Origin of the sequence: Streptomyces sp. ActVer, assembly GCF_027270795.1 — a bacterium.
Taxonomy (GTDB): Bacteria; Actinomycetota; Actinomycetes; order Streptomycetales; family Streptomycetaceae; genus Streptomyces; species Streptomyces umbrinus_A.
Window position 1 is genome coordinate 1 of sequence record NZ_JAPWHT010000513.1, and the last position, 6994, is coordinate 6994.

7 protein-coding genes and 3 pseudogenes are annotated in these 6994 nt (G+C 71.4%); 2 read left to right on the top strand and 8 right to left on the bottom strand.

Annotation, left to right across the window (positions count from 1 at the left end):
* The 5 genes and pseudogenes from O3Q52_RS45860 to O3Q52_RS45880 all read right to left on the bottom strand — a co-directional run.
* Window positions 1-595, bottom strand: a 595-nt coding sequence (locus tag O3Q52_RS45860) for a beta-ketoacyl synthase N-terminal-like domain-containing protein (RefSeq protein WP_269654419.1), incomplete at its 3' end; no start/stop codon positions are given.
* A gap of 40 nt (window positions 596-635) precedes the next feature.
* Window positions 636-1132 (bottom strand): annotated as a pseudogene (locus O3Q52_RS45865) (acyl-CoA dehydrogenase family protein); the annotation flags it as partial.
* A 352-nt stretch (window positions 1133-1484) separates the two neighbouring features.
* Window positions 1485-1679, bottom strand: a pseudogene (locus tag O3Q52_RS45870) (acyl-CoA dehydrogenase family protein); the annotation flags it as partial.
* Window positions 1676-2851 carry a CaiB/BaiF CoA-transferase family protein gene (locus tag O3Q52_RS45875; protein WP_269654420.1) on the bottom strand — a complete coding sequence of 392 codons (1176 nt, stop codon included), beginning with the start codon at window positions 2849-2851 and terminating at the stop codon, window positions 1676-1678. The gene O3Q52_RS45875 and the pseudogene O3Q52_RS45870, both read right to left, overlap by 4 nt.
* A gap of 118 nt (window positions 2852-2969) precedes the next feature.
* Window positions 2970-3338: an MmcQ/YjbR family DNA-binding protein gene (locus O3Q52_RS45880; protein ID WP_269654424.1), complete on the bottom strand. Its 369-nt coding sequence runs from the start codon at window positions 3336-3338 to the stop codon at window positions 2970-2972.
* A 124-nt stretch (window positions 3339-3462) separates the two neighbouring features.
* Here O3Q52_RS45880 and O3Q52_RS45885 point away from each other — a divergent pair, with 124 nt between their 5' ends.
* A complete protein-coding gene (locus O3Q52_RS45885) occupies window positions 3463-4653 on the top strand; it encodes a trans-acting enoyl reductase family protein (protein WP_269654421.1) in 1191 nt (396 codons plus the stop codon).
* A 117-nt stretch (window positions 4654-4770) separates the two neighbouring features.
* Window positions 4771-5667, top strand: a complete 897-nt coding sequence (locus O3Q52_RS45890) for an adenosine kinase (RefSeq protein WP_269654422.1) — start codon at window positions 4771-4773, stop codon at window positions 5665-5667.
* Here O3Q52_RS45890 and mmpA read toward each other — a convergent pair.
* The 3 genes and pseudogenes from mmpA to O3Q52_RS45905 form a co-directional block, all read right to left on the bottom strand.
* Complete coding sequence (gene mmpA / locus O3Q52_RS45895; RefSeq protein WP_169801948.1) at window positions 5648-5794, bottom strand: morphogenic membrane protein MmpA; 147 nt, start codon at window positions 5792-5794, stop codon at window positions 5648-5650. The genes O3Q52_RS45890 and mmpA overlap by 20 nt on opposite strands.
* A gap of 102 nt (window positions 5795-5896) precedes the next feature.
* Window positions 5897-6589 (bottom strand): endonuclease V, encoded by a 693-nt coding sequence (locus O3Q52_RS45900; RefSeq protein WP_269654423.1) that lies wholly within the window; start codon window positions 6587-6589, stop codon window positions 5897-5899.
* A 69-nt stretch (window positions 6590-6658) separates the two neighbouring features.
* A pseudogene (locus O3Q52_RS45905) lies at window positions 6659-6994 on the bottom strand (hypothetical protein); the annotation flags it as partial.

The following is a 6994-nucleotide window of genomic DNA, read 5'->3' on the forward strand; positions in this document are numbered from 1 at the left end:
TGCGGTCCTTCACGGGGACGACGGACTTCCCGAAACGGCCGTCCTTCCAGGCCGCGGCGGCACGCTCCTGGGACAGCGCCGCGCACTCGTCGACGTCACGGCGCGAGAAGCCCTCGATGGTGGCGATGAGGTCGGCGCCGATGCCCTGCGGTACGAAGTTGGTGGCGATGTTGGTCATCGGGTCGGCGAACCAGGCGCCGCCGTCGGAGGCCATCGGCACCCGGGACATCGACTCGACGCCGCCCGCGAGGACTAGGTCCTCCCAGCCCGAACGGACCTTCATCGCGGCGAGGTTGACGGCTTCCAGGCCCGACGCACAGAAGCGGTTCTCCTGGACTCCGGCCACCGTGTCGGGCAGTCCGGCGGCGATGGCGGAGATCCGGGCGATGTCGGAGCCCTGGTCGCCGACGGGTCCGACGACACCGAGCACGATGTCGTCGATGGCGGCCGGGTCGAGTCCCGGGAAACGGGCACGGATCTCGTGGATGAGCCCGACGACAAGGTCGACGGGCTTGGTGCCGTGCAGGGCGCCGTTCGCCTTGCCGCGGCCGCGCGGGGTGCGGATCGCGTCGTACACGTACGCTTCGGTGGTCACGCGTGAGCCTTTCAAGGAGGGCCCGCAGGGGCCGGGAGGGTCAGCCGAGCAGGGAACGGCCGATGATCTCCTTCATGATCTCGGTCGTCCCGCCGTAGATGGTCTGGATGCGGCCGTCGGTGAAGGCCCTGGCGACGCGGTACTCCGTCATGTAGCCGTAGCCTCCGTGCAGTTGGAGACAGCGGTCCGCGACGCGCTTCTGCAGTTCGGTGGCCCACCACTTGGCCATCGAGGCGTGCACCGCGTCGAGTTCGCCGTCCGTGTGGTCGGCTGTGCAGCGGTCGACGAACGTCCTGGTGACGGCGCACTCGGTGGCCGTCTCGGCTATCTCGAAGCGGATGTGCTGGAGCCGGGACAGCGGCCGTCCGAAGGCCTCGCGCTCCTTGACGTACTCCGTGGTGATCTCCAGCAGGTACTCGGCGGCGGCGATCCCGGCGACGGCGATGTTCAGCCGCTCCTGCGCGAGGTTCGTCATCAGGTGCACGAAGGCGCCGTCGAGTTGGCCGAGGAGGTGGTCTTGGGCACACGAACGTTGTTGCGCCGCCCGCGCGCGAGCCCCTAGGCCCCCGCGCGGGTGAACGCCTCGGCGAGTACGGTGCTTTGACGCCCTCACCTGCGTGACACAGACGATTTCGGTCCGCGCCGCCATGCGGCGCCACCCTGGGTTCCTGCTTCGCAGGCCCTTGCCCTCTCCCTTACGGGAGCCGGTCTTACATGGGCCTCCACAGGCGTTACTTCCCGCCCGTCCGGCGGTAGGTCCGACAACTTCGTTGTCAGACAAGGCGACTGTAGCGGCGGCACCCCGCCCCCCTGAGGCAGCACGGCAAGAACGTCCCTCACATCCATCCCGATGAGTGGAGCATCGAACAAGCGGCTGATAGCAGTCGGCGTTGCCCCCGCCCCCGTACTCCTCCGGGACCGCGAGTCCGAGCAGCCCCTGCTTTCCGGCGGCCAGCCAGGCGTCCCGCGAGACGATGCCGTCCTTCTCCCACTGCTCGTAGTGCGGCAGCACCTCCTTGGCCAGGAAGGTCCGGACGGTCTCGCGGAACGCGTCGTGCTCGGGCGCGAAGATCTGCCGCTTCATTCGGTGCTGCCCTTCGGTTCGCTGTTGCCCTCCGGCTCGGTGCTGCCCTTCAGGAGGTCCGGTACGTCCCAGTCGCGAGCCACGTCCGCGGTGTCGGCGCCCGGCAGCGCGGGTCCGCTGCGGACGGCGGTGGGGGTGGTGGAGAAGCGGGGCGCGGGCGCGGGCTGGGTGATGCCGCCGTGCTCGGTGAAGGTGCCGCGGGCGGCCAGATGCGGATGGTGCGGGGCCTCGCGCAGCGACAGCACCGGCGCCACACAGGCGTCGGAGCCCTCGAAGACCGCGGTCCACTCGTCCCTCGTACGCGTCTTGAAGCGGGCCGCGACGGCCTCGCGGAGGTCGCCCCAGCGGGACAGGTCCTTGCGCGCCGAGACGTACTCCCCCAGGCCGAGCAGCCGCACGAACTCCTCGTAGAACTGGGCCTCCAGCGCACCCACCGCCATGTACTGGCCGTCGGCCGTCTCGTACGTCCCGTAGTACGGGCAGCCGCCGTCGAGGAGGTTGGCGCCCCGCCGGTCCTGCCAGCCGCCGGCGGCGAGCATGCCGTGGATCATCGAGGCGAGGTGGGCCGTGCCGTCCACGATCGCCGCGTCCACGACCTGGCCCGCTCCGGTCGCGCGCGCGTGGTGGAGGGCGGCGAGGACGCCGACGACGAGGTAGAGCGAGCCGCCCGCGTAGTCCCCGACGAGGTTCGCGGGGACGGCCGGGGGCTCGCCCGGAGCGCCGATCATGCCGAGGGTGCCGGTCAGCGCGATGTACGCGATGTCGTGGCCCGCGCGCGGGGCGAGCGGGCCCTCCTGGCCCCAGCCGGTCATCCGTCCGTAGACGAGCTTCGGATTGCGGGCGTGGCAGGCCTCGGGGCCGACTCCGAGGCGCTCGGCGACGCCCGGGCGGTAGCCCTCGATGAGGATGTCGGCGCGGTCGGCCAGGTCGAGGACCTGGTCCGCGCCGTCGGGTGCCTTCAGGTCGACGATCACCGAGCGCTTGCTGCGGTTGGTGATGTCGTAGGCGGGCTTGATCGCGAGTCCCCCGCCGTTCGGCCGGTCCACGCGCACGACGTCCGCGCCCAGGTCGGCCAGGAGCATGGCGGCGAACGGGCCGGGCCCGATGCCCGCCAGCTCGACCACGCGCACCCCGGCGAGCGGGCCCTGCCCTGCCGTTCCTGCCGCTGCCATCAAGCCCCCAGCACTGTGACACACCTGATGTAACATCAGCGATGTTAAGAACGCGTTCCACTCCGCACAAGCCCTGGCGAGCAAGCGCTTAGTAGATTATGGAAGCCAACCAGGAGCTTCAGCGCGCGTCCAGCTCCGCCATGAGCCTCTTTGGGGCGATGGTGCGGTAGCTCTCCTCGACCCAGTCGCACAGCAGCTCCGCGGCCGGGGCGCCCTTCTCCTCCAGCGGGACCCTCACCCAGCCCGCCTTGCCGAGGCCGTAGCCCGCGGGCTCCGCGCCCGGTGAGGACAGCGCGTGGGCGTGCGCCACCTCGTCCTTGAGCTTCACGGTGACGCCCAGCGGATAGCTGCCGTCGGCGACACCGAGGAACACGAACACTTTCTTGTTGACCTTCGCGACACTCTCGCCCCAGGGGAACTCCTCGGCCGCGCCCGGCAGTCCGAGGGCGAACTCTCGTACTTTCTCCCACTTCTTCAGGGCGGTCATCGTCGGGGCCACGGCTGCCTCCGGTCCTTTTCGGCCCCTCGTACGGGGTCCTGGTTCGGCTCCTCGTACCTCACGCTAGCCTCAGCCACCGACAACGGCGCGGGCTGGACGGCTGAGAGGTGCCATGAGCAGGCAGGACAGGACGGAGCGCGCGTACGACATCGTGCTCTTCGGAGCCACGGGGTTCGTCGGAGTTCTCACGGCGGAGTATCTCGCCGCGCACGCTCCGGAAGGGCTGCGGTGGGCGATCGCGGCGCGCGACACCGCGAAGCTGGAACGGCTGCGGGAGCGCCTGGCAGCGATCGACCCGGCCTGCGCGGAGCTGCCGCTGCTGCGGGCCGATGTCACCGATCCGGCGTCCGTGCGGGAACTCGCGGAGCACACGCGCGTGGTGGCCACGACCGTCGGGCCCTACCTCACGTACGGCGAGGACCTGGTCGCCGCCTGCGCGGAGGCCGGCACCGACTACCTGGACCTGTGCGGTGAGTCCGAGTTCGTCGACCTCATGTACGTGCGGCACGACGCACGCGCGCGTGAGACCGGCGCACGGCTGGTGCACGCCGCAGGCTTCGATTCGATCCCGCACGACCTCGGCGCCTACTTCACCGTGCGTCAGCTGCCCGAAGGGGTGCCGCTGACCGTGGACGGGTTCGTACGCGCCGGGGGCATGTTCTCGGGCGGCACCTTCGCCTCCGCCCTCAACCAGATGTCGCGCGGGCGGCAGATGCTCGCCGCGGCGCGGGACCGCAAGCGGCACGAGCCCCGGCTGATGGGACGACGGGCGTACGCGCCGCCGAGCGCTCCGCGGTTCGCCAAGGAGGTCGGGGCGTGGGCGTTGCCCCTGCCCACGATCGACGCGCAGATCGTGCAGCGGTCCGCGCGGGCGCTGGAACGGTACGGGCCCGACTTCCGTTACCGGCACTACGCGGCCGCCGAGACGCTGCCGTCCGCGTTGGGCGGGGCGGCGGGGGCCGGGGCGGTCATCGCGGCGGCGCAGGTGCCGCCGGTGCGGCGGTGGCTCTCCGACCGGCTCAAGCCAGGTGACGGGCCCAGCGAGGAGAAGCGGGCGTCGAGTTGGTTCTCGGTGCGGTTCGTCGGTGAGGGGGGTGGGCGGCGGGTGTTCACGGAGGTCTCGGGTGGGGATCCCGGGTACGGGGACACCGCGAAGATGCTGGCCGAGTCCGCGTTGTGTCTTGCGTTCGACGAGCTTCCCTCGACGTCTGGGCAGGTGACGACTGCTGTTGCCATGGGGGATTCGCTGATTGAGCGGCTGCGGGCAGCTGGGATCAGTTTTCGGGTTACCGCCACGCGGTAGCGCCCCGCGGGGAATGCCGGATGACTGCTGCGGGCGCGTCGTGGCTGGTCGCGCAGTTCCCCGCGCCCCTAAAGGGGCGCGCTGCCCTGGGACCCTTCTCAATACACAGGAGCATCCTTGAATCGCGCGATCGATGTCCTCGTTCTCGGCGGTGCCGGGGTCGACACCATCGTGTACGTGCCCTCGTTGCCGTTGCCCCTCGCCGACAGCCACATGGTGCCCGCGATCGAGACGCGGGCCGGGCAGACCGGGGACTTCGTGGCGCTCGGGGTGCATGCGCTCGGGCTGCGGACGCACCATCTCGACATGGTCGGCGCGGATCACGCGGGGGATCTGGTGCGGGAGCTTCACCGCGAACGGGGTATCGCGCTCACCGAGGTTCCGCAGCCGGCCGGTACCAAGCGTGCGGTGAACCTCGTCGGGCCGGACGGGCGGCGGCTCTCGCTGTACGACAGCACGCGCGCGCGGGAGGAGGACCGGCTGCCCCCGGAGACCGTACGGGCCCTCGCCGCGACGAGCCGGCACGCGCATGTCTCCATCACGCACCCCTGCGCGTACGCCCTCCCGCTGCTGCGCGAGGCGGGGGTGAGCATCTCGACCGACCTGCACAACTGGGACGGTACGCAGGCGTATCACGAGGCGTTCGCGTATGAGGCCGACGTCGTCTTCCTGTCGGCGGCCGAGCTGGCGGACCCGGAGCAGACCATGCGGCGGATCGCCGAGCGGGGCCGGGCCGAGGTGGTCGTCGCCACCGACGGGGCCGAGGGGGCGTACCAGTTGCTGGACGGTGAGCTGACCCGCATCCCGGCCGTCACGCCGAGCGCGCCGGTCGTGGACTCGAACGGGGCCGGGGACGCCTTCGCGGCGAGCTATCTCTTCGGCCGGCTGAGCGGCGAACCGCCCGAGCGGTGCGGGCTCTTCGGCGCGATCGCCGGGGCCTACGCGTGCACGGTGCCGGCCACGCGGGCCGACGTCATCGGCCGCGAGGAACTGCTCAGAGCGGCCACCCCATGACCGTGTAGATCATCCCGGCTATCCAGGCGACTCCGGCGAGGACGGCGAGGAGCAGTCCGGCCATCACGGCCCGCTCGACGGGCTGGGTAGGGCTGGTGGCGGGCTTCGGGGCGCGGTGTGTCGTCATGCGTCACAGCCTGCCGATCATGGCGGGGGCCCGGCATCCGTACAGATACTCAGAACCGGTACTCAGAAGGCGTACTCAGAAGCCGGTGCCGAGTACTCGTACTCAGAGCGCTGTCGCCTTCAACGCCCGGCGGCAGAGGGCGTCCGCGAGTCTGGTCGTCTCCGGTTGGCGGAAGCGCGACGCGAGGTGGAGGGTGTGGGCGCAGGCGGTGTCCAGGGTCACCCGGTGGCCGACGGAGACGAAGACCGGCGCGACGCCCGCTTGCGTGCGCAGTGCCCGGCCGACCTCCTCCTCGCCCGCGAGCAACGGCGAGGCCGATCCGCGTGGGGCGCCCGGAGCCTCGTACGTGAAGGTGAACGGGTTCTTGGCGACGCCGATCGTCGGAAGGCCGGTGAGGACGCCGAGGTGGCTGGCCAGGCCGAAGCGGCGGGGGTGGGCGAGGCCGTGGCCGTCGCAGACGACCAGGCCCGGTTCGCAGGGCAGCGCTTCGAGGGCGGCCAGCACGGCCGGGATCTCCCGGAAGGCCAACAGCCCTGGGACGTACGGGAACGGCACCTGTCCCACGGCCGTGGAGTCGGCGATCACGTCGAGGGTCGACGCGTCGAGCACGACGGCCGCGGCCACGACGACATCGCGCTCCTCGTCGTAGGCCACGTCGACCCCGGTCACGCGGCCGGTTCGCGGCGGCGGCCCGGGCTCGTCGAGCACCACCCGCCCCCGCAACTCGTCCTGCACGGCTCGGGCCTCGTCCTCGGTGGCGGGCCAGCCCGCGGGGATGCGTACGGTCGTCGTCATGATGTGACGAGAGTACGGCCCGCGGCCGACAGTCACTTACCGCGCCCGTTCTCCCGGGAGGATCGCTGTTCAGCGCTCCAGGCGGGCCACCCGGCCCTTCTCGCCGGAGGCCCAGCAGGCCCGGTCGGGGGTGCAGTCCACGGTGTCGTACGAGCCGGTGTCCAGGGTGCGCCAGGTGCGCCCGCCGTCCGTGGTGAGGTCGGTGCCGGTGGGGCCGACCGCGAGGGCGGATGTCCGGCTGTGCGGGAGCCAGGTGACGCCCGAGCGGTAGGCGGGCGGCGGTGTGCCGGCCGTCGTCCAGGTGCGGCCGCCGTCGCGGCTCGTCGCGGCCATTGTGACCAGATGACGTGCCGCCCCGCTTCTGGAGACGGTCCATCGGGGGAACGCGTTCCCTCGATCGCCACG